This is a genomic window from Streptomyces sp. NPDC093261 (genome assembly GCF_044753645.1).
In the GTDB taxonomy this organism is placed as follows: domain Bacteria; phylum Actinomycetota; class Actinomycetes; order Streptomycetales; family Streptomycetaceae; genus Streptomyces.
This window is the reverse complement of the sequence record NZ_JBIVNO010000001.1, coordinates 58,856-83,594: the sequence shown is the minus strand read 5'-3', so window position 1 is coordinate 83,594 and position 24,739 is coordinate 58,856. Positions and strand designations below refer to the sequence as shown.

Below are 24,739 nucleotides of genomic sequence, written 5' to 3'. Positions count from 1 at the left end.
GGCGAAATCGCTCCTCGTGCGTGGGGGGAGGGAGTGTGTCCGGGGAGTGCGGGGTCCGAAGTCCCGGGGTGCGGGTGGGCGGACCGGGATCGTGGGGGGAGTGGGAGTCAGACGGGATCGCGAGGGGAGTGGGAGTCAGACGGAGAGGGGACCGATGCGGTAGAGCACCTCGGGGTCGTGGGGCCCGTCGGGGAACTGGCCCGTCTCGAAGAGGACCTCCCTCTCGAGGGCCGCGCCGTGGCGCTCGGCGTACGAGGTGAACAGGCGCTCGGAGGCCGTGTTGCCCGGGGTGATCGTCGTCTCGATCTCGGTGACCCCGTGCTCGGCCGCGACCCGTGCCGTCAGCTCGTCCAGAAGCCGCGCCGCGAGTCCCCGCCCGCGCTGGTCGGCGTCCACAGCCACCTGCCACACCAGGAGCGTGTGCGGGCGGTCGGGCCGGAGGTAGGCGGTGACGAAGCCGACGGGCCGGCCGTCGGGGCCGCTGCGCGCCACGGCCGAGGTGCCGGCGAAATCACGGCACCACAGCAGATAGCTGTAGGAGGAGTTCAGGTCGAGTTGTCCGGAGTCCCTGGCGATGCGCCAGAGCGTGGCACCGTCCGCCACCTCCGGACGGTCGATCCGGAGCTCCTCCGGCATTTCCAGGAATTCCGCGTGCAGGTCTGCTTGTGCGGCGGTCATGCCGTTGGAACTTACCCAGCTGAATGGAAAATTGCATCGCCGAATGAGGTTACGGACGGGCGAGGCGTGTGTTATCGCGCGGGCGCGTACGGGTGGGCGAGATCAAGGTGATTACGCCGGATATGTCCCCAGAATAACGGGGCAAATGGGATGGACTGTGGAGTCGGTCACACGCATGTAATCATCACGGGATCTACTCGAAATGCGCCGCTCTGCGTTCGCAGAATCTTTGCGTTTAGGTTCCGGGAGAGCGGGCAGAAGAATATGGGTTCCTATCCGCGTGCGAATTCGATAATTGCGCGTAAAGGTCCCGGGCGCAATGCCTATTCGGTTCGCGGGCCCGGGAAGGCGGCATACTCGGGGAAGCGTGTCCCGGTTTCCGCCCCCCGGCTCGGGGAGGGGGCGGAAACCGGGGTGGACGCGGGGGCGGTGCCGCCCGCCGTCAGTCCCGCGGCCGGGCGCCCCGCCGCCTGCCGGGCCGCCGCCGGGTCCACCGTGATCCCGGACGCGCGCGGCGCGGCCCCCGGTGCGGCCAGGCTCGCCCGCACGGCCTCCCGCGTCGCGTCGGCCCCGTAGTGGTTGACCCGGATCATCTTCCGGTCCCGCAGCCAGTTGCCGAGGGTCTGGCCGCAGGGGCCGGTGATCACGTTCAGTGCCGTCGTGCCGGGACCGGCGCACCCGCGGGTCTCGCCCTCCAGTGGCAGCAGTGCCTCGCCCTGCGTGATCACGACGTTCCGCTCGGTGGACGGGAGCCGTGCCGCACGGTCCTCGATCGAGGCGAAGCGGGCGGCGCTCAGCGGCGGGAGGTCCGGGAAGGGGTACGTCGCGGCGCTGCCCTCTTCGGTCACGGGTGGGTCGCGGGGCGGATCGCAAGGCGGATCCCGGGGTAGATCGCGAAGTGGACGGAGTCGAGCGTAATCGGCGGGTGTTTCACCCTTTCGGCTGGTCGGTTCTTAGGTCGCAGGGCCCTGGAACCATCGGAATGGTTTGAGAGACCCAAACTTCTCCTTATAATCGGAACCCGCACATCACCGCACACCCCCACAGAGAGGTCCCCCGTGAAGACGCTCCTCGGGCGCCGGGCCCGCATCCTGGCCGCCATCACCGCGACGGCCGGCGCCGTGCTCGTGGCCGGCTGCACCTCGAGCGGCAGCGGCGGCAGCGCAGGCAAGTCGGCCGCCGGCGGGGTCGACCTCGTCAAGGCGGGTCAGCTCACCACCTGCACGCACCTGCCCTACCCGCCCTTCCAGTCGGAGATCAACGGCAAGGTGCAGGGCTTCGACGTCTCGCTGATCGACCTGGTCGCCAAGGACCTCGGGGTGAAGCAGCAGATCCTCGACACGCCCTTCGAGAACTTCAAGACCGGCGCGTTCCTCAATTCCGGCGAGTGCGACCTGGCCGCGGCCGGCATGACCATCACCCCCGAGCGCAAGAAGAACGTCGACTTCTCCGACCCGTACTTCGACGCCACCCAGGCCGTCCTGGTCGACGGGAAGAGCGGTGTCACCTCGCTCGCCGACCTGAAGGCCAAGGGTAAGAAGCTCGGCGCCCAGGCCCAGACCACCGGTGAGGACTACGCCAGGAAGCAGGGCTTCGACCCCATCTCCTTCGAGTCCTCCGACGCCGTCCTCAACGGCCTGCGCACCGGCCAGGTGCAGGCCGTCATCATCGACTACCCGGTCGTCCAGGGCTGGCTCAAGGACAAGGCCAACGCGAGCGCCTTCAAGGTGGTCGGCAACCTCAACACCGGCGAGCAGTACGGCTTCACGGTGAAGAAGGGCAACAAGAAGCTCCTCGCCGCCGTGAACAAGGCGATCGCCGGCGCCAAGGCCGACGGCACGTACAAGAAGCTGTACGAGCAGTGGATCGGCCCGTACAACGCCTCCGTCGCCTCCCCCTCGGCCTCATGAGCAACCCCACGGACACGGCCGTCCCCCCTGTCGCGCCGCGTAGGAAGGGGCTGACCCGGCGCCGGAGGCGCAGGCTCTCGCGCGGCCTTCAGTACACCGTCTTCGTCGCCGCCGTGATCGCTCTGGCGGTCTCGGCGGACTGGGGGCGGCTGCAGAACCAGTTCGCACAGGCGGACATCGCGAAGCAGATGTTCCCCGACGTCATCACGCTGGCGTTGAAGAACACCGTGCTCTACACCCTGTCCGGTTTTGTCGTCGGCCTGGTGCTCGGCATGGTCATCGCCCTGATGCGGCTGTCGTCCGTGGGTCCCTACCGGTGGGTCGCCGGTGTCTACATCGAGATCTTCCGCGGTCTGCCCGCGCTGTTGATCTTCATCTTCGTCGGGGTCGCCGTGCCGCTGGCCTTCCCCGGGATGGAGATCATCGGCGGCACCTACGGCAAGGTGGCCCTCGCGCTCGGTCTGGTGTCCGCCGCCTACATGGCGGAGACCATCCGCGCGGGCATCCAGGCCGTACCCAAAGGGCAGCTGGAGGCGGCCCGATCGCTCGGCTTCTCGCCCGCCCGGGCCATGGTCTCGATCGTCATCCCGCAGGCGTTCCGGATCATCCTCCCGCCGCTGACCAACGAACTGGTCCTGCTCTTCAAGGACTCCTCGCTGGTGCTGTTCCTCGGCGTCACCCTGGAGGAGCGCGAACTGTCCAAGTTCGGCCGCGACCTGGCCAGCCAGACCGCCAACTCCACCCCGATCCTGGTGGCCGGCCTGTGCTACCTGCTGGTCACGATCCCGCTCGGCTTCGTCGTACGCCGTATGGAGGCCAAGGCCCAGGAGGCCGTCAAGTGAGCCGTACCCCAGAGATCCGTATCCAGGATCTGCACAAGTCCTTCGGCGAGAACGAGGTGCTGCGCGGCATCGACCTGGAGATCGGCCAGGGCGAGGTGGTCTGCGTCATCGGCCCGTCCGGCTCCGGCAAGTCCACCCTGCTGCGCTGTGTGAACCTCCTGGAGGAGCCCACCCGGGGGCAGGTCTTCGTCGGCGGCACCGAGCTGACCGACCCCGACGTGGACATCGACGCCGCACGCCGCCGCATCGGCATGGTGTTCCAGCAGTTCAACCTGTTCCCGCACCTCACAGTGACCGAGAACCTCACCCTGCCGCAGCGCCGCGTCCTCAAGCGGGACAAGGCGCAGGCCGCGCGGATCGCCGCCGAGAACCTGGGCCGCGTGGGCCTCGCCGAGAAGGCGGACGCCTACCCCTCCTCCCTCTCCGGCGGCCAGCAGCAGCGGGTGGCGATCGCCCGCGCGCTCGCCATGGGCCCCGAGGTGATGCTCTTCGACGAGCCGACCTCCGCGCTCGACCCCGAGCTGGTGGGCGATGTCCTCGCCGTGATGCGAATGCTCGCCGACGAGGGCATGACGATGATGGTCGTCACCCACGAGATGTCCTTCGCCCGGGAGGTCGCCGACCGGGTCGTCTTCATGGACGGCGGGGTGGTCGTCGAGGACGGCACCCCCGACGAGGTCATCGGCGCCCCCCGGCACGAGCGCACCCGCCACTTCCTCGCCCGGCTGCTCGACCCCGCGATGGTCGAGGTGCAGGAGGGGACCTCCGCCCGGGCGGGTGGGAAGGCCTAGCGGGCGGACCAGGGAGCGGGACTAGGGTGCGGTACATGAGCGATCACGCGGTACTGCACGTGAAGGGGCGGGTGCTCGTCGGACCGGAGGAGGCCCGGGACGAGCTGTGGGTGGTCGACGGCCGGATCTCCTACGACCGGCCGTCCGGGGCCCGGGACGTCCGTACCGTCGAGGGCTGGGCGCTGCCCGGTCTCGTCGACGCGCACTGCCATGTCGGCCTCGACACCCATGGACCGGTCTCCGAGGACGTCGCCGAGAAGCAGGCGCTGACCGACCGGGACGCCGGCACCCTGCTGATCCGTGACGCGGGCTCCCCGTCGGACACCCGCTGGATCGACGACCGTGACGACCTGCCGAAGATCATCCGGGCCGGCCGGCACATCGCGCGCACCCGCCGCTACATCCGCAACTACGCCTGGGAGATCGAACCCGAGGACCTGGTCGCCTATGTCGCCCAGGAGGCCCGGCGCGGCGACGGCTGGGTCAAGCTCGTCGGCGACTGGATCGACCGGGACGCCGGGGACCTGACCGCCTGCTGGCCGCGCGAGGCGGTCCAGGCGGCGATCGAGGAGGCGCACCGGCTGGGGGCGCGGGTCACCGCGCACTGTTTCGCGGAGGATTCGCTGCGCGATCTGGTGGAGGCGGGCATCGACTGCATCGAGCACGCCACGGGCCTCACGGAGGAGACGATCCCGCTGTTCGCGGAGCGGGGCGTCGCCATCGTCCCGACCCTGGTGAACATCGCGACCTTCCCGCGGCTCGCCCGGGGCGGGGAGACGAAGTTCCCGCGCTGGTCGGCCCATATGCGGCGGCTGCACGAGCGGCGCTACGACACCGTGCGCGCCGCGTACGACGCCGGGATCCCGGTGTACGTCGGCACCGACGCGGGCGGTTCGCTGGCGCATGGTCTGGTGGCCGGCGAGGTGGCCGAGCTGGTGACCGCGGGCATCCCGCCGGTGGCGGCCCTGTCCGCTACCACCTGGGGCGCCCGGAGCTGGCTGGGCCGGCCCGGCCTTCAGGAGGGGGCGGCGGCGGACCTCGTGGTGTACGAGGCGGATCCCCGCGCCGATGTCCGGGTGCTGGCGTCGCCGCGGCGTGTGGTGCTGAACGGGCGCATCGTCGGCTAGGCGCCTCGGCGCAGCGAGGACGCGCGCCTCCCTCGCGCCCCCGGTGTGGGGGATGTCCGGGGGGCGCGGGGGAACAGGCGTGCCGCCAGTTTCGAAAGAATGAGCGAAACGTCCCCGATGGGGTGAAGTGGTGCCGTATCGCTGACGGTGTGCTCCCGAGGCCGCGATTCTTTCCGGGTCCCAAGCCTGACTCTCCTGGGGGTCCCACCCGTGAACGGCACCACTTCCCGCCGGCCCGGCCGCCGACTGGCCACCGTCGCACTGGCCACCGCCCTGGCCGCCGGTCCCACCGTGCTCGCCGGCGCCGGTTCCGCCGGCGCCACCGAGAACCATGGGCGGGCGAGCGCCGCCGTCCTGCGCACCGGCCTCGAGGTGTCCCTGCTCAAGAAGACCGTGCACGTGCCGCTCACCGTCTCCCTCAACGCCGTCGAGGCGCCGGCCGGCGCGCACCGGACCGCGCTGTCGGCCCGTCTCGACGGCGTCGACGGCGGACGGCCGTTCCAGGTGCTCACCGCCGATGTCGCCACGGCGAGCGCCTCGGTGTCCGCGACCAAGGCGGAGGGCTCCGCCCGCCTGGCCCACGCACGGGTCCATGTGCCCGGGCTGCCCCTGCTGTCCCTGATCGAGGTCGACGGCGTCACCTCCAAGGCCGTGTGCGAGGCCGGGAGGAAGCCGGTCGCCTCGGCGAACCTGCTCGGCGCGGTGACCGTGCTCGGCCGGAAGGTGAGGGTGACCGCGGGCGGCCCCTCGGACGTCAAGGTGCCGGGCGTCGGCGAGGTACGGCTGGAGGTGTCGCCGACCGGCACGACCGCGCGCACGGCGGCCGCCGCCGCGCTGCGGCTGACGGTGACCGTGAACCCGCTGAAGCTCAACGTGGCTCAGGTACAGGGGACGCTGACGCTGGCAGGCGCCTCCTGCGCGGCGCCGGGGGCCCCTGCCACGGCGGGCGGCGCACCCACACCCGCGGCACCCACCGAGGACGGCGGCGCACCGGCGGCCCCCACCGCCACCGGCACCCATCCCGCCGAGGATCTGAGGCCGCAGGCGGCGCCCGTGAAGAAGTCCGGGCTCGCGGAGACCGGGGCGAGCGCGGTGACCCCGTACGTCCTGGGCGGGGCGGTCGTACTGCTTGTGGCGGGCGGGGGAGCGGTGGGACTGGCGCGCCGCCGCCGCGGCTGAGCTCAGGCCGGCGCCGGCCCGTCCGGCGCCGGCCTCACCGCCCCGCCAGCGTCACCGCACGGTCCAGGGCCTGCACGAAGCGGTTCACCGTCGCCCGGTCCCGTACCGCGAGCCGCAGCCACTCCTCGTTCAGGCCCGGGAACGTGTCCCCGCGCCGCACCGCGAAGCCGAGGTCCCGCAGATGGCGGCGCACCGTCGCCGCCCGCGCCAGACGGACCAGCACGAACGGGCCCTCGGCCGGCTCGACCACCTGCAGTCCGTCGGGCCCGAACTCCCGCAGCCCCGCGACCAGATGGGCCCGGTCCGCCGCCACCCGGTGCGCCGCGTGAGCCGCCTCCGCCAGCGCCCGGGGCGACACACAGGCCTCGGCCGCCACGAGCGCGGGCGTGGACACCGGCCACAGCGGCTGCGCCCGTTCCAGTTCGGCGATCGTCTCCGGCTCGGCCAGGACATAGCCGACGCGCAGTCCCGCCAGGCCCCAGGTCTTGGTCAGGCTGCGCAGGACCACCAGACCGGGCACGTCCGTGCGGCCCGCCAGCGCCTCCCGCTCGCCGGGCACCGCGTCCATGAACGCCTCGTCGACCACCAACGTGCGCCCCGGGCGGGCCAGTTCGATGATCGAGGCCGCCGGGTGCAGCACCGACGTCGGGTTCGTCGGATTGCCGATCAGCACCAGGTCCGCGTCCTCCGGCACCAGCGACACATCCAGCCGGAAGCCGTCCAGCTGCCGCAGCAGGACCCGGCCCACCGCATACCCCGCGTCCCGCAGGGCCGCCTCCGGCTCGGTGAACTGCGGGTGCACCACCACCGGTTGACGCACCTTCAGAGCCCGTGCGAGCAGGACGAACGCCTCGGCCGCGCCCGCCGTGAGCAGCACCCGCCCGGTGGGCAGGCCGTGCCGCGCCGCGACCGCCGCGCGGGCGGCCCGGCCGTCGGGGTACGCCGCGAGCCCGTCCAGCGACCCGGCGATCACCTCGCGCAGCCATCCCGGGGGCGTGTCCGCGCGCACGTTCACCGCGAGGTCGGTCAGCGCCGCCCCGTCGTCACGCACCTCGGCATCCCCGTGGTGCCGCAGATCGTGCGGGCCGCCGTCGTGGTCAGTGTGCATGGGAGTGGGTGTGCCCACCGTGGTGGTGGTGATGCCCATGACCATGGTGGTCGCCGTCGTCGTCGGGGTGGAAGTGCGGCTGCTGTGGCAGCCCCACCTTGTCCTCGAAGCCCGGCAGCGCGATCCGGTACACACACGAGTCGCAGTTCATGCGCAGATCCCCCCGCACCGCCTCCTGGTACCGCTCCATCACCAGGTCGAGCAGCTCCGGCTCCGGCCCTATGACATCCGCCGAGCGCACCTCGACGTCCGGATGCGCCGCCGCCCAGCCCTCGGCCTGCTGCCGCACCCGGTCCGGCAGGATGCCCGTGAACAGGAAGTACGGCAGGACGACGATCCGCCTGGCGCCCAGCCTCGCGCACCGGTCGAGGCCGCTCGGCACATCCGGCGCCGCCAGTGACACGAACGCCGTCTCCACGCCCGCGTAACCCCGCCCCTCCCACAGCAGCCGCGCCGCCTTGTACACCTCGGCGTTGGCGTCGGGGTCGGTGGAGCCGCGGCCCACCAGCAGCACGGTCACCTCGGCCCGGTCCTCGGGCGCGCGGGCGGAGCCGCCCAGGGCCTCGTCGAGCCGCCGCTCCAGGACCGACAGCAGCGCGGGGTGCGGGCCGAGCGGGCGGCCGTAGGTGTACGAGATCCCCGGGTGCCGCTCCCTCTCGCGGGCCAGTGCCGCCGGGATGTCACCCTTGGCGTGCCCGGCGGACACCAGCATCAGCGGTACGGCGGCGAACCGGCGCACCCCCCGCTCCACCAGCTCGGCCACCGCCTCGCCCAGCGGCGGCGGCGACAGCTCGATGAAGCCGCCCGCGACGGGCAGTTCGGGGTGGCGGCGCCCCAGCTCCCGCACGAAGGCGCGGAACGCCTCGGCTCCGGCCTCGTCCCGGGTGCCATGGCCGGCGATGAGCAGGGCGGGCGGCGGGATGGTCACAGGGTCTCCTTCGACGTGGGGTGGTACAGCAGGGCGTTGAGCGCGGCGGCGGCGACCGCCGAACCGCCCTTCTCGGACACGTTGCTCACGGCGGGCAGCCCGCTCTCGCGCAGCGCGGCCTTTGACTCGGCCGCGCCGACGAAGCCGACGGGCAGACCGATGACGAGCGCGGGGGAGGCGTCCAGGGTCAGCAGCTCCTCCAGGGCGGTCGGCGCACAGCCGATCACCCAGAGCGCTCCGGGACCCACCTCCTCGTAGGCCAGCCGGACCGCATGCGCCGAACGCGTCATCCCGGGGCCGGACCTGGCGTCCTTCAGCCGGCAGACGGTCTCGCGCCGGGTGATCCCGGCGGCCACCATCTCCACGTCCACGACCACCGGCGCCCCGTCGTGCAGTGCGGCGTGCGCCCTGACCAGCTCGGCCTCGTCCATCACGAGATCGCTCGCGTACTCCGGATCGGCGGCCGAGTGGATGACCCGCTCCACCACCGCCCGCGTCAGCGGAGGAAAGTGCGAGGTGTCCAGGCGGGCGCGCAGCCGCCGGAACGACTCCTGCTCGATCGGGTGGACCACACGGTTCACCGGGACTCCTCCTGCCAGCGGTAGCCGCGCGGCGTCACCATGCGCCCCGCGATCTCACGGGTCGCCGTGTTGCCCACGGTCACGACCGTCATCATGTCGACCGTCGCCGGGTCGAGACCGGCCAGGGTCGTCACCAGGCTCGACTCGTCCGGGCGGGACGCGTTCCGTACGACACCGACCGGCGTCGTCGGCGCCCTGTGCACGGCGAGGAGCGCGAGCGCCTTGGGCAGCTGCCAGTCCCGGCCCCGGCTGCGCGGGTTGTAGAAGGTCACGACGAGATCCGCCTCGGCCGCGGCCCGCACTCGCCGCTCGATGACCTCCCAGGGGGTGTGCAGATCGGAGAGGCTGATCGACACATGGTCGTGGCCCAGGGGCGCGCCGAGGATCGCCCCGGCCGCGAGCGCCGCCGTGACCCCGGGCACCCCGATCACGTCGATGTCGTCGGACGCCTCGGCCAGCGCGGGCGACGCCATCGCGTACACCCCGGCGTCACCGCTGCCGATCAGCGCCACCGCGTGGCCCTTGCGGGCCTGAGCGACCGCCGTGCGCGCCCGCTCCTCCTCGGCGCCGAGCCCCGACTCCAGGACCCGGGTCCCGGGACGCAGCAGATCGCGGATCTGGTCGACGTACTGGTCGAGTCCGACCAGTACCGACGCGCGCCGCAACTCCGCCTTCGCGCGCGGCGTCAGCAGGTCCCGGGCACCGGGGCCGAGGCCCACGACGGCGAGCCGCCCGCGTCCCGGCCTGCGGACGACGGCACAGGTCGCCCTCGCCGGACTCCCGGCCGACCGGCGCTTGGGGACCAGGAGTTCACCGCCCTGCGCCAGTGCGGCGGCCTCCGCGACGGACGGCGTGCCGACCGCGGCGAGCGGGGCGTCGGAGGGGTTGGGCACCTCGACCTTCGCCAACTCCTCGGCGGGATACGTCACCACGGGCACGCCGAGCCGCTCGGCCGCCGCCAGGATGCCGGGCTCGCCGGCCTTGGCGTCGACGGTGACGAGCGCGGCGAGTGACGCGGCGCTCAGCCCGGCCTCCCGCAGCGTGCCCTCGACGAGTTCCAGGACCTCGTCGGCGGGAGCGCCCCGGGAGGCGCCGACGCCGGCGACCAGGGACGGCGGCCGCAGCACCACCTCACGCTCGGCGGGCGCGACGGCCCGGTCCGTGACCCGGATCGTGTACGACCCCTCCGAGGCCAGGGGCAGCGGTGGCAGCGGCCAGCTCACGTCCGCAGCCAGGGCCACCGGTTCCCCGTCGAGCAGCGCCCGCGAGACCCCGGCGACATCGCCCTCGGCCGGCCACCCGAGCGTGTCGAGGCCGGGCACTCCCACCGCGTCCGTCGCGGTCGTCACCACGGGCCCGGCCCCCAGCACCTCGCCCACGGCACAGGCGAGTTCATTGGCCCCGCCCGCGTGCCCACCGACCAGGGAGACCGCGAACCGCCCGCCCTCGTCGACGCACACCACTCCCGGGTCGGACACCTTGTCCCCCAGCAGCGGGGCGATCAGCCGGACCACCGCCCCGGTCGCCAGGAAGCACACAAGCTGCTCGCACTCCGCGAACGCGGCTCGTACGGCATCCCCGACCGGGCCGTCGTACACCCGCGTCCGGCCGGGCCAGGCAGCCGCCAGGCGGTCCCGCGCAGCCGCCCCCGCCGCGGTGGCGGAAATGAGGCCGATCACTGAGCAACTCCTTCGGTACGCGCCGGAGGCCGCGTGCCCCACAGCAGAAAAACAGGGTTGGTCGCCGAGAGCCGGGTCACGTCCCCCGGCAGCGGTGCGAGCCGTGACGACTGCAACAGCACGCCGTCGCAGCCGAACCCGGCCGCGACGAGCGCCTCGCGCGCCGCCGGGACGCGGTCGAGTGCGGCCATGGCGATCACCACCGCCCGCCGGGCCCGCCGCGCGCACGCGGTCACGATGGCGGGCAGCTCGCGTCCGCCGCCCCCGATGAACACGGCGTCGGGCTCGTCCAGACCGGCCAGCGCGTCCGGCGCGGCGCCGTGCACCACCTGGACGTCGACGCCGTGCGCCTCGGCGTTGGCGCGGATCCGGGCGACCCCGTCCGCCGTCTTCTCGACCGCGGTGACGGCCGCACCGAGCCGTGCGCACTCCACGGCCACCGACCCGGAGCCCGCGCCGACGTCCCAGACCAGATCGCCGAGGCGCGGCCCCAGCCGGGCCAGCGCCAGCGCACGGACCTCGAACTTGGTGATCATCGAGTCGCGGTGGGCGAACGCGCGCTCCTCCAGGGCCCAGGCGACCGGGCCGGGTGGCGGCCCCGCCAGCGTGCGGACCGGCCCGAGTGCCGCCGCCGGATCCAGGCAGAGCACCACGCTGACCGCCGCGCCCCAGTCACGCCCCGCGGCCTCGGCGGGCGTCACCCGCTCCACGCGCTCGTGCTCCGGATCGCCGAGCGCGCTCGCCACGACGAGGACCCGCTCGGCGGGTCCGCCGGCGAGCGCCGTCCCCAGCTCGGCGGGACCGGCCCCCGGACCGGTCAGCACGGCGACCTTCGGCCGCGCCCGGCACACCTGCACCGCCGTCCGCAGCGCGCGGCCGTGCGCGCTCACCACCACCGCGTCGTCCCACGGCAGCCCGAGCCGCGCGAAGGCGGCGGCCACGGAGGAGACACCCGGCCGCACCTCCAGCCGCTCGGGCCCGAACCGTTCGGCCAGCGCGCGGACGATCCCGAAGAAGGCGGGGTCCCCGGAGGCGAGCACCGCGACCCGCCGCCCCTTGTCGAGACAGCGCTCGATCGCGTCGAGGGCGGGCCCCAGCGGCCCGAGGACGATCCGCTCCGCCTCCTTCGGCAGCCGGGCGGCCGCCAGATGCCGCCGGGCGCCCACCACCAGGTCCGCCCCGGCGACCGCCTCGGCGGGGAGGGGCGCTCCCGTGCCCGTACCGACGACCGTGATCATGTGCTCGCACCCTGGGAGCGCAGCGCCTTGCGGGCCTCGGGGTCGGCCTTGCGGTAGCCGTGGAAGTGACCGGGGTGGTACAGATGCGAGCGGGTGCCGTGCGCGTCGAGCGCCGGGCCGACCAGGAACAGCGTGTGCTTCCACAGCTTGTGCTCCTTGACGGTCTCCTCCAGCGTGCCGAGGGTGCACTTCACCATCAGCTCCTCCGGCCAGGTCGCCTGGTACGCGACCACGACCGGGGTGCTCGTCGGATAGCCGCCCTCCAGCAGCTCCCGCACCAGCTGGCCGCTGCGGGCCGCCGACAGGAAGATCGCCATCGTGGTGCCGTGCCGGGCGAACTCGCGCACCTCCTCCCCGGGCGGCATCGGCGTCTTGCCGCCGCCGAGCCGGGTCAGCACCACGGACTGGGCGACCTCGGGGATCGTCAGCTCCCGCCGCGCGAGCGCGGCGACGGCGGAGAAGGCGGAGACACCCGGGACGACCTCGGTCTCGATGCCGATCCCGGCACACCGGTCGAGCTGCTCCTGCGTGCCGCCCCACAGGGCCGGATCGCCGGAGTGGATGCGGGCCACCCGCAGGCCCCGCGCGTGGGCCCGCTCGTACACGGCGACGACGCCCTCCAGGGACATGGCCGCCGAGTCCAGGATCTCGGCGCCCTCGCGCGCGTGCTCGAGGACCTCCGCCTGCACCAGGCTGGCCGCCCAGATCACGATGTCGGCCTCGGCGATGGCGCGCGCGGCACGGAACGTCAGCAGATCGGCGGCGCCGGGGCCGGCGCCGACGAAGGTCACCTTGCCGGTGGGGACATCGGCCATGGGAATCGGTCCTCTCCTACGGAAACTCGGGCGGTGTGGAACACGGGTGCGCACGCGGCCGCTCCTCCGGCGCGCACCGGGGGCGACCGGACGGCGAAGGATCCGGGCTGTGCCCCGCGGTCAACGACCCCGCTGCCGCCGTGCACGGTCGCGGGCGGGGCGGCCGGCCCGCGGCCGGTGTACCGTCCGGGCCGGTCCGCCGCCGATCAAAGCTTCCCGCCGCGGGTGCCGTCGCGCGGGGCCGGCGAGATGAGGGTGGACAGATAGGGCAGCGGACCCTGCTCGAGGTCCGTGGCCGGCCGGACGGTCTCCTCCGGCAGCCCCAGCGACGCCCCCCACACGGCGTCGTCGATGCGCCCGGTCTCACGCAGCGCCTCGGCCACCTCGTGCGCCTGCCGCCCGAACTTGTAGGCCACGACCGTCCCCGGACCGCCGAGGGCGTCCTTGAGCAGCGCGGAACCCGCCGTGACGGGCACGAGCGTGAGCGGCTCGGTGCCCTCGGTCAGCACCGCCCCCGACCGCGCGGCGAGGTCCTGCATGGCGGTGATGCCGGGCACGGTGTCGATGCGGGTGCCCGGCAGCGACTCCTGCACGGTGTGCGCGAGGTAGGTGAACGTGGAGTACACGTTGGGGTCGCCGATGGTGGCGAAGGCGACGGCGGAATGCCGCCGGAGCAGCCCGGCCACGCGCTCCCCGGCCGCGTCCCAGGCCGCCTCGCGCCGCGCCCGGTCACTGCGCTCGTTGAGCGCGAACACCACGCGGACGACCTTCTCCTCGGGCACGTAGTGCAGCACGGTCGCCTCGGCGCGCCCGCGCTCCCCGCCGTCCTTCCCGTCGGCGTCGCCCATCACGGGTACGACGACGACGTCGGCCTCCCGCAGCGCGTTGACGCCCTTGACGGTCACCAGCTCGGGGTCGCCGGGGCCCACCCCGACTCCGATCAGCCTGCTGCTCATGACGTCCGGCACCTCTCCACGAACCGACGGGCCGCCCCGGGCGCGGCGGCCCAGTGCGTGTGCAGATAACTGGCGTGCACACCCTGCTGTACGAAACCTTCGACGCGCCGCCCGGGAGCGCGTACGCCCCAGGCGGGAGCCGCCCCCGCCGCGGGGTCCACCACGGTCCGGTGGAACTCATGGCCCCGCATCCGTGTCCCGGCCGCGGCGAGGACACTGTCGCTCACGGCCACCGCGTCCCGGTAGCCGAGGGTCAGCCGTTCGCTCATCCGGGCGCTCGCGTCGAGCACCCCGCACATGGGCCGGCCGTCCAACTCCCGGCACAGGTACAGCAGTCCGGCGCACTCGGCCGCGACCGGACCGCCGCCGAGGGCCAGCTCGGCGACCGCCTTGCGCAGGGGCTCGTTCGCGGACAGCTCGGCGGCGTACACCTCCGGGAAGCCGCCGCCGACGACCAGCCCCGCCGTGCCGTCCGGCAGCCGCTCGTCCCGCAGGGGGTCGAAGACGACGACGTCGGCCCCCGCGGCGGTGAGCAGTTCGGTGTGCTCGGCGTAGGAGAACGTGAAGGCGGGGCCGCCGGCCACGGCGACCACCCGCCGCGCGCCGGTGGCGCACACCGGCGGTTCCCAGGGTTCATCCGGCAGCGCACCGGCGCTCCGCGCCAGCGCCCACAGCGCGTCCAGGTCACAGCCCCGGCGCACCTGCGCGGCCATGGCGGCGACCGCCTCGGCCGCCTCCGCCCGCCGCTCGGCCACCGGTATCAGCCCCAGGTGCCGCGACGGCGTGTCCACCCGGGCAACCCTGCGCAGCACCCCCAGCACGGGCACCCCGGACGCGTCCAGGGCGTCCCGCAGCAGTTCCTCGTGCCGGTCGGAGGCGACCTTGTTCAGGATCACGCCCCCGATCCGCACCCGCGGGTCCCAGGACGCGAACCCGTGCACCAGCGCCGCCACCGACCGCGACTGCGAGGACGCGTCGACGACCAGGACCACCGGGGCCCTCAGTGCCTGCGCCACCTGCGCCGTCGACGCCAGCTCCCCTTCTCCGGCGGCCCCGTCGTACAGCCCCATCACACCCTCGACCACGGCCAGGTCGCAGCCGCGCGCGCCGTGCAGGAACAACGGAGCGATCAACTCCGGCCCGCACAGATACGCGTCGAGGTTCCGTCCCGCGCGCCCGGCCGCGAGCGCGTGATAGCCGGGGTCGATGTAGTCGGGCCCCACCTTGTGCGGGGACACGGCGAGCCCCCGCTCGGCGAACGCCGCCATCAGGCCTGTGGCCACGGTGGTCTTGCCGCTGCCCGAGGAGGGCGCGGCGACGACCAGCCGGGGGACGGAGGGGGAGGACATCACCACTCGATGCCCTTCTGGCCCTTCTGGCCCACGTCCATCGGGTGCTTCACCTTGGACATGTCGGTCACCAGGTCGGCGAACTCCACCAGCTTCTCGGGCGCGTTCCGCCCGGTGATCACCACATGCTGGGTGCCGGGGCGGTTCCGCAGCACCTCGACGACCTCGTCGGTGTCGACCCAGCCCCAGTGCATCGGGTACGCGAACTCGTCCAGCACATACAGCCGGTACGTCTCGGCCGCCAGGTCACGCTTGACCTGCTCCCAGCCCTCCCGGGCCTTCTCCTCGTTGTCCATCTGATCGTCGCGCTGCACCCACGACCAGCCCTCGCCCATCTTGTGCCAGTCGACGGTCCCGCCCTGCCCGGACGCCCCCAGCACCCGCAGCGCGTTCTCCTCGCCGACCTTCCACTTGGCCGACTTGACGAACTGGAACACCCCGATCGGCCAGCCCTGGTTCCAGGCGCGCAGCGCGAGCCCGAAGGCGGCGGTCGACTTCCCCTTGCCGACGCCCGTGTGCACGACGACGAGCGGGCGGTTGCGGCGCTGACGGGTCGTCAGTCCGTCGTCCGGTACGACACTCGGCTGCCCCTGCGGCATTACGCGGCCCTCCTTACGGTCCCCTGCGTCCCCTGCACATTCCGTACGAGCCCGGCGATGCTGTCCGCGCGCAGCTCGTCCAGCGTCACCGCCGTACCACCCAGCTCCTCGGCGAGCCGCCCGGCGAGACCCAGCCGCACCGGCCCCGACTCGCAGTCGACGACCACGGACGCGATGCCCTCGGCGGACAGCAAGGAGGCCGCCCGCCCCGCGAGCGCCACCGGTTCGGCGCCCCCGGTGGCCCGCCCGTCGGTCACCACCACGACCAGGGCGCGCCGCGCGGGATCCCGCAGCCGCTCGACCCGCAGCACGTCATGGGCCTTGAGCAGCCCGGCGGCCAGCGGCGTCCGGCCGCCCGTCGGCAGCGACTGAAGCCGCGCCGCCGCCGCGTCCACCGACGACGTCGGCGGCAGCGCCACCTCGGCCGCCGTGCCCCGGAAGGTCACGAGCCCCACCTTGTCCCGCCGCTGGTAGGCGTCGAGCAGCAGCGACAGCACGGCGCCCTTGACGGCGCCCATCCGCTGCCGGGCCGCCATCGACCCGGAGGCGTCGACCACGAACAGCACGAGATTGCCCTCCCGCCCCTCCCGCGCCGCCTGCCGCAGATCGTCCCGGCGCACCACGAGCCCGGGCCCCGAGCGCCCCCGCGCCCGCTGGTGCGGCGCCGCGGCCCGCACGGTGGCCGCGAGGTGCAGCCTGGTCAGCGCGCCCTGAGGCCGCCGGGCCCCGGTGGTGCGCCCGTGCTCGGTGCGCGCCCGCGAGCGCCGTCCCGCGGCGCCGTCGCCGAGCCCCGGCACGGTCAGCACCTTGGCGCGGAAGGGCTCACCCGCCCGCACGGCCTGCTGTTCCCCGGCCCCCGAGGACTGCGGCTGTCCGCTCTCCCCGGCCTCGGGACGCGCGGCGGTGTCACCGCCGCCCTGGGGACCGTCGTCCGGAGCGGGCTGCCCTCCCCCGCCGCCGGGGCCGTCCGGACCCGGGTCGTCGTCCTCGTTCCCGCCCCCGAACTGCTCCAGCGTCTCGTCGAGCTTGTCCTCGTCGAGCCCCGGCGCGTCGAAGGGGTTGCGGCGCCTGCGATGCGGCAGCGCCAGCAGGGCGGCCTGCCGCACGTCCTCCGCGAGCACTTCGGTCCGCCCGGCCCACGCGGCCAGCGCGGTGGCCGTGCGCGCCATCACGATGTCGGCCCGCATGCCGTCCACCTCGAACGCGGCGCAGGTCGCCGCGATCTGCCGCAGCGCCCCGTCCCCGAGCCGCACGGACGGCAGCAGCTCCCTGGCCGCCACGATCCGCGCCCGTACGGCGGCCTCCTCCTCGGCCCAGCGCGCCGCGAAACCCTGGGGGTCGTCGTCGTAGGCGAGCCGCCGCCGTACGACCTCCACGCGCTGGTCGGGCTCCCGCGAGGCGGACACCTCGACCGTCAGCCCGAACCGGTCGAGCAACTGCGGCCGCAGCTCGCCCTCCTCCGGGTTCATGGTGCCGACGAGCAGGAAACGGGCGGCGTGCCGTACGGAGACGCCCTCGCGCTCGACGTACGAGGCGCCCATGGCGGCCGCGTCGAGCAGCAGGTCGACCAGGTGGTCGTGGAGGAGGTTGACCTCGTCGACGTAGAGGATCCCGCGGTGCGCCCGCGCCAGGAGCCCCGGCTCGAAACTCTTCACGCCCTCGGCCAGCGCGCGTTCGATGTCGAGGGCTCCGACGAGCCGGTCCTCGGAGGCGCCGACGGGGAGTTCGACCATGCGGGAGGGCCGGCGGGCGCCTGGCGCCGCCTCGTGCGGCCCGTCGGGACAGGCCGGGTCGGGTGCGGCGGGGTCACAGGAGAACCGGCATCCGACGACGACGTCCACCTGCGGCAGCAGCGCCGACAGCGCCCTGACCGCCGTGGACTTGGCGGTGCCCTTCTCGCCGCGTACCAGCACTCCGCCGACCGCCGGCGACACGGCGTTCAGCAGCAGCGCGAGCCGCAGATCGTCCTGGCCGACGACGGCCGTGAACGGAAACGGGGTACTCACTTCTCGTCGCCCTCCAAGTCGCCCTCCAGCTCCAGATAGGTCGCGCGCAGCCGCTCCAGCGTGTCCGCGTCCGGCTCGGCCCACAGGCCGCGGTCGGCGGCCTCCAGCAGGCGCTCGGTGATGCCGCGCAGCGCCCACGGGTTGGACTTCTTCATGAAGTCGCGGTTCTCGGCGTCGAAGACGTACTCCGCGCTGAGCTTCTCGTACATCCAGTCGTCGACGACTCCGGCCGTGGCGTCGTAGCCGAACAGGTAGTCGACGGTCGCCGCCATCTCGAAGGCGCCCTTGTAGCCGTGGCGCCGCATGGCCGCCATCCAGCGCGGGTTGACCACGCGGGCGCGGAAGACGCGATGGGTCTCCTCGCCCAGGGTGCGGGTCTTCACCTGGTCGGGCACGGCCGAGTCTCCGACGTACGCCTCGGGGGACGCACCGGTCAGATGCCTCACCATCGCGACCATGCCGCCGTGGTACTGGAAGTAGTCGTCCGCGTCGACGAGGTCGTGCTCACGGGTGTCCACGTTCTTCGCCGCCACGGCGATCCGCCGGAACGCGGTCTCCATGTCCCCGCGCGCCGCCCGCCCGTCGAGCCCGCGCCCGTAGGCGTAGCCGCCCCACACCGCGTACACCTCGGCGAGGTCGGCGTCGGAGCGCCAGTTGCGGGCGTCGATCAGCGGCAGCAGACCGGCGCCGTACGCGCCCGGCTTGGAGCCGAAGACACGGGCCGTCGCGCGCCGCCGGTCGCCGTGCTCGGCGGTGTCCTCGTCGGCGTGGGCGCGGACGAAGTTCTGCTCGACGGGCTCGTCCAGCTCGGCGACGGCGCGTACGGCGTCGTCGATGAGGCCGACCACATGGGGGAAGGCGTCCCGGAAGAAGCCGGAGATGCGCACCGTGACATCGATCCGGGGACGGCCCAGCTCCGCCAGGGGCATCACCTGGAAACCGGTCACCCGGCGCGAGGCGTCGTCCCAGACCGGGCGGCAGCCGAGCAGTGCGAGGATCTCGGCGATGTCGTCGCCCTGGGTGCGCATGGCCGACGTGCCCCAGACGGTGAGACCGACGGACCGGGGGTACTCGCCGGTGTCCTGGAGGTACCGCGCGACCAGCGAGTCGGCCAGCGACTGCCCGACCTCCCAGCTCAGCCTCGACGGAATGGCCTTGGGGTCGACGGAGTAGAAGTTCCGGCCGGTCGGCAGCACGTTGACGAGACCGCGGGTCGGGGAGCCGGAGGGACCGGCCGGGACGTAACCGCCGTCGAGCGCCTTGAGGATGTGGCCGATCTCGTCGGTGGTGCGGGCGAGCCGGGGCACGACCTCGGTGCAGGCGAACTCCAGGACGGCCACGGCGTCCGGCAGTTCGGTGCCCAGGACCTCACGCACCAGCGCGGGCGCGGCGGGCGCGTCCCAGGCACGCTCCTCCATGCCCTCCGCGATCCGCCGGCACAGCTGCTCCAGCAGGTCGATGGCGTCGGCGGCACTCCGGGAGGGACCGTCCACCAGATCCGTCAGCTCCGCCGGCACCTTCACCGGCGCGCCCGGCTCGGCGAGCAGCTCCTTCTCCACCAGCCCGAAGTGCTCGGCGAGCGAGGCCCGCAGCCCCGGCAGGGCGTTCGCCTGCCCGCCCCACACCTGCGAGGCGCGCAGCACGGCGAGCACGAGGTTCACCCGCGGCTCGCCGACCGGACCGCCGCCCAGGATGTGCAGGCCGTCGCGGATCTGCACATCCTTGATCTCGCACAGATAGCCGTCGATGTGCATGACGAACTCGTCGAAGTCGTCGCCCTCCGGCTGCTCGTCCACATGCAGGTCGTGGTGCAGCTCCGCGGCCTTCACCAGGGTCCAGATCTGAGCCCGTACGGCGGGCGCCTTGGCCGGGTCCAGATCGGAGACGAGCGCGTACTCGTCGAGGAGCTGCTCCAGCTTGGCCAGGTCGCCGTAGGTGTCGGCGCGCGCCATCGGCGGCACGAGGTGGTCGACGACCGTGGCGTGCCCGCGCCGCTTGGCCTGGGTGCCCTCGCCGGGGTCGTTGACGATGAACGGGTAGATCAGGGGCAGCTCGCCGAGGACGGCGTCCGGGGCGCACCCGCGCGACAGCCCGAGGCCCTTGCCCGGCAGCCACTCCATGGTGCCGTGCTTGCCCATGTGCACGATCGCGTCGGCGCCGAACGAGTTCTCCAGCCACCTGTACGCCGCCATGTAGTGGTGCGACGGCGGCATGTCGGGGGCGTGGTAGATCGCGATCGGGTTCTCGCCGAAGCCGCGCGGCGGCTGGATCATCACGACGACGTTCCCGAACCGCAAAGAGGCGAGGACGATGTCGTCGCCGTCGACGTACAGCGAGCCCGGCGGCTCGCCCCACGCCCGAACCATCGCGTCCCGCAGCTCGGGGTCGAGCGTGTCGAACCACGCCCGGTAGTCGGCCAGTGGCACCCGCGCGGGCGCGGCGGCGAGCTGGTCCTCCGTCAGCCACTCCACATCGTGGCCGCCGGCCTCGATGAGCCGGTGGATCAGCTCGTCGCCGCCCGCCGGGTACTCGGTGAGGCCGTACCCGGCGTCCCGGAGCGCGTCCAGCACGCGGACCGCCGACGCGGGCGTGTCCAGGCCGACCGCGTTGCCGACCCGTGAGTGCTTGGTCGGGTAGGCGGTGAAGACGAGCGCGAGCTTCTTCTCGGCGTTCGGCGTGTGCTTCAGCCGGGCATGCCGTACGGCGATTCCGGCGACGCGCCCGGCCCGCTCCGGGTCGGCCACATACACCGGCACCTCGTCCGGGCCCTGCTCCTTGAAGGAGAAGGGGACCGTGACGAGGCGGCCGTCGAACTCCGGGATCGCCACCTGCATCGCCGCGTCCATGGGCGAGAGGGCGGCGTCCGACTCGTCCCACGCGGCGCGCGAGGAGGTCAGGCACAGACCCTGCAGCACGGGCACGTCCAGGTCGGCCAGCGCCCCGATGTCCCAGGCCTCCTCGTCGCCGCCCGCCGACGCCTGCGAGGCGTGCGTGCCACCCGCGGCGAGGACGGTGGCCACGAGCGCGTCGGCCTTCGACAGCAGCTCGTACAGCCCCGGGTCGGCGCCGCGCAGCGAACCGCAGTACACCGCAAGGGCGTTGGCGCCCCGCTCCTCGATCGCGTCGCACAGCGTGTCCACGAAGGCGGTGTTCCCGCTGAGTTCATGGGCGCGGTAGAAGAGGACGCCCACGGTGGGACGGCCCTCGGCGTACACGCGCTCCCCGTGGACGCCGTACTCGGGCATCTTCTGCGGCTCGACGAAGCCCTCGCCGGTCAGCAGCACGGTGTCGGACAGGAAGCGGGCCAGTTCGGTGAGGTTGGCCGGGCCGCCCTCGACCAGGTACCGCAGAGCCTCCGCCACCACGCCCGCCGGCACGGACGACTCGGCCATCAACTCGGCGTCGGGCACGGTCTCCCCGCCGAGCAGGACGGTCGGGACGCCCGAGGCCCTGAGCGTGGCGAGCCCGTCCTCCCAGGCGCGTTTGCCGCCCAGCAGCCGTACCACGGCGATGTCCGCGCCCTCGACCAGCCCCGGCAGCTCCTCGGCGACGTCCACGCGGGCCGGGTTGCCGATCCGGTAGGGCGCGCCGGAGGCACGGGCCGCCAGCAGATCGGTGTCGGCGGTCGACAACAACAACACTGTGCTCATGCGGGCGCTCCCGGTGGGATGAAAGGCAGTCCTTGCGGCGCGCCCGACTCGATGAGCCGCCACAGCGCGTCCGTGTCCGCGTGCTGTTCGATCAGGTCGCCGAGCCGGTCGAGCTGCTCCTCGCGCAGCGCGGCGAACGACGTGCCGGCGGCCGGCACGAACCGGCGGCCCGCGGCGGCCGCCACCTCGCGCAGGAACGCCCGACGGAAACCGTCCGACTCCAGGGAGCCGTGCCAGTGCGTGCCCCAGCTCTGGCCGACCCGGCAGCCGTCGAGGAAGGGCTCACCACCCGTCACATCGGCGACACCGTGGTGGATCTCGTAGCCCTCGACGCGCTCGCCGAGCGCCTCGCCGACCGGCCGGGTCAGGGTCTTCTCGCGGGCGAACCGCACCCGTACGGGAAGCACCCCGAGCCCGTCCACGTGACCTCTGCGGCTCTCCACCTCGTCCTCGATGTGTTCGCCGAGGATCTGGAAACCGCCGCAGATGCCGAGGATCGGGCGCCCCTCGGCGGCCCTGCGGGCCAGGGCCTCCGCGAGACCGCGCTCGCGCAGCCACTCCAGGGCCCGGACCGTGCCCCGGGTGCCCGGGACGACGACGAGATCGGCGTCGGCCAGCTCCTCGGGCCGGTCCACGAACCGCACGACCACACCCGGCTCGGCGGCGAGGGCGTCGACATCGGTGAAGTTGGACATGAGCGGCACGGCGCACACGGCCACCCTCAGCACGTCCTCGCCGACGGGCGCGGCCACCGCCGACTCGCGCACAGCGCCCCGCAGGGACACCCTCAGCCCGTCCTCCTCGTCGATCCCGAGGCCGTGCCGGAACGGCAGCACCCCGTACGTCCGCCGCCCGGTGAGCCCGTGCAGCATGTCGAGCCCCGGCTCCAGCAGGGAGACGTCCCCGCGGAACTTGTTCACCACGAACCCCGCGACCAGGTCCTGGTCCTCGCGGGAGAGCAGGGCGACGGTCCCGAAGAAGGAGGCGAACACACCGCCGCGGTCGATGTCGCCGACGACCAGCACGGGCAGCCGCGCGGCGCGGGCGATGCCCATGTTCACGATGTCCGTCCGCCGCAGATTGATCTCGGCGGGACTGCCGGCCCCTTCACAGATCACCGCGTCATACGTGCCCCGCAACTCGGCGAGGCAGTCGAGGACCGTGCCGAGGAGCCGCTGCTGCCGCCCGCCGTGGTAGCCGCGCGCACTCAGCTCGCCGACCGGCTTGCCGAGCAGCACGACCTGGCTGCTCCGCTCACCGCCCGGCTTGAGCAGCACGGGGTTCATGAGCGCGGTCGGCTCGATACGGCAGGCCTGCGCCTGCATGGCCTGGGCCCGCCCGATCTCGGCGCCCTCGCGCGTCACAAACGAGTTGAGGGACATGTTCTGCGCCTTGAAGGGCGCGACCTTGACGCCCTGCCGCACCAGCCACCGGCAGATCCCGGCGGTGACGACGCTCTTGCCCGCGTCGGAGGTGGTGCCGGCGACGAGGAGACCGCCGCTCATGACGTACGTCCCTTCGCGAGAAACCCTGGGGTGAACCTTGGGGTGAACCTTCGGGCGGCGAGGCGGCCGGCGACGGCGGCACCCAGCGCGAGCGCGGTCACACGGCGGGAGAGCCGCACCGCACGTTCGATGTCGTCGGTGCGCACGGCGCGCCCAGGCGCGTTGAGCAGCGGCCGGTGCTCGACGCGCCCCCCGTAGGACAGCGTGCCGCCCAGCCGTACCCCGAGCGCCCCCGCGAACGAGGCCTCCACGGGACCGGCGTTGGGGCTCGGATGCCGTCCGGCGTCCGCTCGCCAGGCCCGCACGGCCCCCCGCCGGTCCGGGCCCGTCGCCGCCGCGAGAAGCGCGGTCAGCCGGGCCCCGGGCCAGCCCGCGAGGTCGTCCAGGCGCGCCGAGGCCCACCCGTAGCGCCGGTAACGCGGCGACTTGTGCCCGACCATGGCGTCGAGGGTGTTGACGGCCCGGAAGCCGACGAGCCCGGGCACCCCGCCCACGGCTCCCCACACCAGCGCGCCCACCACGGCGTCCGAGGTGTTCTCGGCGACGGACTCGACCACGGCGCGGGCGATCCCGTCGGCGTCCAGCGCCTGCGGATCCCGCCCGCACAGATGCGGCAGCCGCGCACGGGCGCCCTCGACGTCCCCGGACGCGAGGGCGTGCCCGATCATCCGGGCCTCACGCGCGAGCGAAGTCCCCCCGACGACGGCCCAGGTGGCGGCGGCGGTCAGTGCGACGGACGCGGTAAGGGAGGGACGGACGGCCGCCGCGGCGAGCGCCGCGCACGACACCGCACCCCCCACGCACACGGTGGTGTGCAGCGCGCCCCACCCCCGGTGGTCCCGCCACAGCACTCGCTCCACGGCACCGGCGGCCCGCCCGAACGCGGCGACCGGATGCCCGCGGCGCGGATCGCCGAGCAGCAGGTCGCCGAGGAGGCCGGCGGCGGCGCCGTACGCGAAGACGCGATCGGCACCCATCGGCTCAGCCCAGCGTGGGGGACAGCGGGATCCGGGTATGGGACCTCAAACGGCAGCCGCGCATGGCGATATGTCCTCACTCAGGGTGTCCACGCCCTGGCTCGACGAGACCGGCGGTGAGAGTTCCTGGCTCCCGGGGCGTGTGATGCCCCGGTGACAGTGGCGGGACCGCGCCGGAATCGCACCGGCTTCCTCTCCTGCCGCCGTATTGGCCCCGGCAGTCCACCACGCTCCCCGAACACCCGTCAACTTGCTCTTGACCTGCGATGCAGCGGTGTGCCGAGCCCCACATCGCTGAAATGTCGTCAGTCGCACGAATCGGCGCGCTCTGTTCTCTTTCCGGGCGGGGAAGCTGGGAAGACTCCACGCGACGGCAGTACGAACGCGGAGAGCGCCGACGAGCGCGGCATTGGGTGATTCGTTGCGGGGAGACGACCCTGGTGTGGCCGGCCTCTGCTGCCCCGGCAGCGGTGGGACACGGCGCTCGGGGGCGTCGCTGTGAGGACGCCGGGTCGGTGCGCTGACTGGTGAGACGGAGGTCGGTGTGGTCGACAGGGTGACGTCGGGGCGTGTGTGGTGGAAGAGCAGTCATTCGGGGGGCGACAACACCGACTGTGTCGAAGTGGCCGTCGAGGGGGCGCACATACTGGTGCGTGACTCGAAATGGCACACCGGCCCGGTGCTCGTCTTTCGCCGTACCGCGTGGTGTGGTTTGCTGGCTGGACTCGAGGACCCCGCGGTGGACGCTTTCTGAAGGTCAGTCCAGAGCACGGGAGGAGCCCGTATGGGGGACGGTGCCAGGGAAGTCCCGGCGCGTGCGG

The 24,739-nt window shown here is 73.4% G+C and carries 20 protein-coding genes, 1 pseudogene and 1 riboswitch; of the genes and pseudogenes, 6 read left to right on the top strand and 15 right to left on the bottom strand.

What is annotated here, in order from left to right; translation table 11 throughout:
• Nucleotides 1–135: 135 nt before the first annotated feature.
• Both ectA and ACIP94_RS00400 read right to left on the bottom strand, forming a co-directional pair.
• Nucleotides 136–678 (bottom strand): diaminobutyrate acetyltransferase, encoded by a 543-nt coding sequence (ectA, locus tag ACIP94_RS00405; protein WP_402417630.1) that lies wholly within the window; start codon nucleotides 676–678, stop codon nucleotides 136–138.
• Between the two features lie 599 nt (nucleotides 679–1,277).
• Nucleotides 1,278–1,526 (bottom strand): annotated as a pseudogene (locus tag ACIP94_RS00400) (alanine--glyoxylate aminotransferase family protein); the annotation flags it as partial.
• A gap of 210 nt (nucleotides 1,527–1,736) precedes the next feature.
• On the opposite strand from ACIP94_RS00400, the gene ACIP94_RS00395 reads away from it, so the two are divergent.
• The 5 genes from ACIP94_RS00395 to ACIP94_RS00375 all read left to right on the top strand — a co-directional run bounded on the left by ACIP94_RS00395 (nucleotide 1,737) and on the right by ACIP94_RS00375 (nucleotide 6,527).
• Nucleotides 1,737–2,588, top strand: a complete 852-nt coding sequence (locus ACIP94_RS00395; protein ID WP_402417629.1) for a transporter substrate-binding domain-containing protein — start codon at nucleotides 1,737–1,739, stop codon at nucleotides 2,586–2,588.
• Entirely contained in the window at nucleotides 2,585–3,430 is an 846-nt protein-coding gene (locus tag ACIP94_RS00390; RefSeq protein ID WP_402417627.1) for an amino acid ABC transporter permease, read from the top strand. Before ACIP94_RS00395 ends, ACIP94_RS00390 begins: the two co-directional genes overlap by 4 nt.
• Nucleotides 3,427–4,221: an amino acid ABC transporter ATP-binding protein gene (locus ACIP94_RS00385; protein ID WP_402417626.1), complete on the top strand. Its 795-nt coding sequence runs from the start codon at nucleotides 3,427–3,429 to the stop codon at nucleotides 4,219–4,221. Before ACIP94_RS00390 ends, ACIP94_RS00385 begins: the two co-directional genes overlap by 4 nt.
• Before the next feature lie 35 nt (nucleotides 4,222–4,256).
• Entirely contained in the window at nucleotides 4,257–5,348 is a 1,092-nt protein-coding gene (locus tag ACIP94_RS00380; RefSeq protein ID WP_402417624.1) for an amidohydrolase family protein, read from the top strand.
• 210 nt (nucleotides 5,349–5,558) lie between these two features.
• Nucleotides 5,559–6,527 (top strand): SCO1860 family LAETG-anchored protein, encoded by a 969-nt coding sequence (locus ACIP94_RS00375; RefSeq protein ID WP_402417622.1) that lies wholly within the window; start codon nucleotides 5,559–5,561, stop codon nucleotides 6,525–6,527.
• Nucleotides 6,528–6,561: 34 nt separating this feature from the next.
• On the opposite strand, the gene cobC is transcribed toward ACIP94_RS00375, so the two are convergent.
• The 13 genes from cobC to ACIP94_RS00310 all read right to left on the bottom strand — a co-directional run bounded on the left by cobC (nucleotide 6,562) and on the right by ACIP94_RS00310 (nucleotide 23,918).
• A complete protein-coding gene (cobC, locus tag ACIP94_RS00370) occupies nucleotides 6,562–7,635 on the bottom strand; it encodes an Rv2231c family pyridoxal phosphate-dependent protein CobC (RefSeq protein ID WP_402417620.1) in 1,074 nt (357 codons plus the stop codon).
• Nucleotides 7,625–8,563, bottom strand: coding sequence for a sirohydrochlorin chelatase (locus ACIP94_RS00365; protein ID WP_402417618.1), 939 nt, complete (start codon nucleotides 8,561–8,563; stop codon nucleotides 7,625–7,627). Before ACIP94_RS00365 ends, cobC begins: the two co-directional genes overlap by 11 nt.
• A complete protein-coding gene (locus ACIP94_RS00360) occupies nucleotides 8,560–9,144 on the bottom strand; it encodes a precorrin-8X methylmutase (RefSeq protein WP_402417617.1) in 585 nt (194 codons plus the stop codon). The genes ACIP94_RS00365 and ACIP94_RS00360 overlap by 4 nt, the downstream gene beginning before the upstream one ends.
• Complete coding sequence (gene cobJ / locus ACIP94_RS00355) at nucleotides 9,141–10,823, bottom strand: precorrin-3B C(17)-methyltransferase (protein ID WP_402417615.1); 1,683 nt, start codon at nucleotides 10,821–10,823, stop codon at nucleotides 9,141–9,143. The genes ACIP94_RS00360 and cobJ overlap by 4 nt, the downstream gene beginning before the upstream one ends.
• Nucleotides 10,820–12,061 (bottom strand): precorrin-6y C5,15-methyltransferase (decarboxylating) subunit CbiE, encoded by a 1,242-nt coding sequence (gene cbiE, locus ACIP94_RS00350; protein ID WP_402417613.1) that lies wholly within the window; start codon nucleotides 12,059–12,061, stop codon nucleotides 10,820–10,822. Before cbiE ends, cobJ begins: the two co-directional genes overlap by 4 nt.
• Entirely contained in the window at nucleotides 12,058–12,876 is an 819-nt protein-coding gene (gene cobM / locus ACIP94_RS00345; protein ID WP_402417611.1) for a precorrin-4 C(11)-methyltransferase, read from the bottom strand. Before cobM ends, cbiE begins: the two co-directional genes overlap by 4 nt.
• Nucleotides 12,877–13,082: 206 nt before the next feature.
• On the bottom strand, nucleotides 13,083–13,832 hold the full coding sequence (gene cobI / locus ACIP94_RS00340) for a precorrin-2 C(20)-methyltransferase (protein WP_402417609.1): 750 nt from the start codon (nucleotides 13,830–13,832) through the stop codon (nucleotides 13,083–13,085).
• Entirely contained in the window at nucleotides 13,829–15,181 is a 1,353-nt protein-coding gene (locus tag ACIP94_RS00335; RefSeq protein ID WP_402417607.1) for a cobyrinate a,c-diamide synthase, read from the bottom strand. Before ACIP94_RS00335 ends, cobI begins: the two co-directional genes overlap by 4 nt.
• Entirely contained in the window at nucleotides 15,181–15,780 is a 600-nt protein-coding gene (cobO, locus tag ACIP94_RS00330; protein ID WP_402417605.1) for a cob(I)yrinic acid a,c-diamide adenosyltransferase, read from the bottom strand. The genes ACIP94_RS00335 and cobO overlap by 1 nt, the downstream gene beginning before the upstream one ends.
• The gene (locus ACIP94_RS00325; protein WP_402417603.1) at nucleotides 15,780–17,786 is read right to left on the bottom strand and encodes a putative cobaltochelatase; all 2,007 of its coding nucleotides are present in this window, start codon (nucleotides 17,784–17,786) and stop codon (nucleotides 15,780–15,782) included. The genes cobO and ACIP94_RS00325 overlap by 1 nt, the downstream gene beginning before the upstream one ends.
• Nucleotides 17,783–21,436 carry a cobaltochelatase subunit CobN gene (cobN, locus tag ACIP94_RS00320; protein ID WP_402417601.1) on the bottom strand — a complete coding sequence of 1,218 codons (3,654 nt, stop codon included), beginning with the start codon at nucleotides 21,434–21,436 and terminating at the stop codon, nucleotides 17,783–17,785. The genes ACIP94_RS00325 and cobN overlap by 4 nt, the downstream gene beginning before the upstream one ends.
• Nucleotides 21,433–22,941 (bottom strand): cobyric acid synthase, encoded by a 1,509-nt coding sequence (locus ACIP94_RS00315; RefSeq protein ID WP_402417599.1) that lies wholly within the window; start codon nucleotides 22,939–22,941, stop codon nucleotides 21,433–21,435. Before ACIP94_RS00315 ends, cobN begins: the two co-directional genes overlap by 4 nt.
• Entirely contained in the window at nucleotides 22,938–23,918 is a 981-nt protein-coding gene (locus ACIP94_RS00310; protein WP_402417597.1) for a cobalamin biosynthesis protein, read from the bottom strand. The genes ACIP94_RS00315 and ACIP94_RS00310 overlap by 4 nt, the downstream gene beginning before the upstream one ends.
• Before the next feature lie 120 nt (nucleotides 23,919–24,038).
• A riboswitch (cobalamin riboswitch) is annotated at nucleotides 24,039–24,114 on the bottom strand.
• A gap of 348 nt (nucleotides 24,115–24,462) precedes the next feature.
• On the opposite strand from ACIP94_RS00310, the gene ACIP94_RS00305 reads away from it, so the two are divergent.
• Entirely contained in the window at nucleotides 24,463–24,672 is a 210-nt protein-coding gene (locus ACIP94_RS00305) for a DUF397 domain-containing protein (RefSeq protein WP_402417595.1), read from the top strand.
• Nucleotides 24,673–24,739 lie beyond the last annotated feature (67 nt).